The 1,921-nt window shown below is 74.6% G+C and carries 2 protein-coding genes and 1 pseudogene; all 3 read right to left on the bottom strand.

Features of this window, described 5'->3' with window-relative positions; all coding sequences use genetic code 11:
* Window positions 1–408 (bottom strand): annotated as a pseudogene (locus tag KBX53_RS31600) (PucR family transcriptional regulator); the annotation flags it as partial.
* Between the two features lie 21 nt (window positions 409–429).
* Window positions 430–1,131, bottom strand: coding sequence for a response regulator transcription factor (locus tag KBX53_RS31595; protein ID WP_210863430.1), 702 nt, complete (start codon window positions 1,129–1,131; stop codon window positions 430–432).
* On the bottom strand, window positions 1,128–1,921 hold a 794-nt coding region (locus KBX53_RS37030), incomplete at its 5' end, for a sensor histidine kinase (protein ID WP_210863428.1). The genes KBX53_RS31595 and KBX53_RS37030, both read right to left, overlap by 4 nt.

The following is a 1,921-nucleotide window of genomic DNA, read 5'->3' as shown; positions in this document are numbered from 1 at the left end:
CTGCTGCTCCTCGCCCTCGGCGGCCAGGTGCGACACCTGCTCCTCGACCACGTCGATCGTCACCTTGATCAACGCCACGGTCTGCTGGAGGGTGATCGACCGGGCCAGCGCCTGCGGGGCGGCGGCGAAGACCTCGTCCGAGACCTCCTGGGTGCTGTCCGCCGTGCCGCCGCCCTCGCGCAGCCACTGCACCAACGACCTCGCGCCCGCCTGGGCGACCAGCATCACCCAGGAGCGCTGGTCGGCCGGCAGCGACCGGAACCAGGGCAGCGTCTCGTCCATCCGGGCCACGCTGGAGGTGGCCAACGCCCCCGCCGATCGTTCGATACGGCGCAGCGTGGCCGACAGCTCCCCACCGCCCGGCGTGCTCACCGCCCTAGCCTGACACGTCGTGAGCAGGCCAACCACGTCGGCACCGGTCGGCACGGCTCACGGCTGCGGGGGAGCGGGCAGACCCAACTCCTGGGCCAGGATGGCGGCCTGCACCCGGCTGCGCAGGTCCAGCTTCGCCAGGATCCGGCTCACATGGGTCTTGGTGGTGCTCTCCGCCAGTACCAGCCGGTCGGCGATCTGCTGGTTGGACAGGCCCAACCCGAGGCAGGCCAGCACGTCACGCTCGCGCGGGGTGAGGGTGGTCAGCGCGGCCCGGGTGTCCGCCGACGCGCCCGGCGTGGTGGCCGCGAACGCGGTGATCAGCCGGCGGGTCACAGTGGGCGCGATGAACCCGTCGCCCCGGGCCACCGTCCGCACCGCGCTGACCAGACCGTCGGCGTCGGTGTCCTTGAGCAGGAACCCGGCCGCGCCGGCCCGCAACGCCCCGAAGACGTACTCGTCGAGGTCGAAGGTGGTGAGCACCAGCACGTCGGCGAGCCCGTCGGCGACGATCGCCCGGGTCGCGGAGATCCCGTCGGAGTGGGGCATCCGCACATCGAGCACCGCCACGTCGGGGCGCAGCTCCCGGCACAGGCGCACCGCGGCGTCACCGTCGGCAGCCTCGCCGACCACCCGGACACCCGGTGAGCCGTTCAAGATCAGGGCCAGTCCCGCGCGTACCGCCGGCTGGTCGTCGGCGAGCACCACCCGTACCGTCGCCGCGCCCGCGTCGTCCGCGGGCCGCGCCGCCCCGGTCACCCGGTCTCCCCGGTGGGCAGGGCGGCCCGCACCTGCCAGCGACCGTCGCACGGCCCGGCAGTGAACCGACCGGCCAGCAGCGTGGCCCGCTCCCGCATGCCGATCAGCCCGGCCCCGGCGCCCGGCAGCCCGGCCGCGCCCCGGCGGACCGGGTTCTCCACCGTCAGCACCACCTCGGCCGGGCGGTACGCGATCGTCAGCTCCGCCTCACCCGTACCGTGCTTCAGCGCGTTCGTCAGCGACTCCTGCACGATCCGGTACGCGGCGAGGTCCACCCCCACCGGCAGCGCGCCCGGCGTGCCATCGGTCCGGACCCGCACCGTGAGACCGGCCGCCCGAGCCCGCTCGACCAGCCCGTCCGCCTCGGCCAACCGCGCGGTGACCACCTCCGGCGCGGCCTGGCCACCGCTGCTCCCGGGTTCGCGCAACACCTCGCTCATCTGACGCCTCTCCGCCAGCCCCTGCACGCTGCTCTCCCGGATGACCCGCAACGCCGACTCCACCTGACCGCGATCCAAGCCGGGCACCGACAGCACGGCGGTGGCGTGGATGGCCACCGCGCTGAGGTGGTTGGCGACCACGTCGTGCAACTCCCGGGCCATCCGGGCCCGTTCGGCGCTGACCGCCTGCCGACGGTCCAACTCGACCAGCCGGGCGGTCTGCTCGGCCCGCGCCCGCTCGGCGGCGGCCTGGTCGCGGTACTGCCGCACACTGATGCCGGTCAGCACCGGCAACAGCCCGGCGAGCACCACCAGCACCCCGAGCGCCGCCCCACGCCAGTGGCCGTACC

It is taken from the genome of Micromonospora sp. M51 (assembly GCF_018070305.1).
Taxonomy (GTDB): Bacteria; Actinomycetota; Actinomycetes; order Mycobacteriales; family Micromonosporaceae; genus Micromonospora; species Micromonospora parva.
This window is presented reverse-complemented; position numbering and strand designations above follow the sequence as displayed.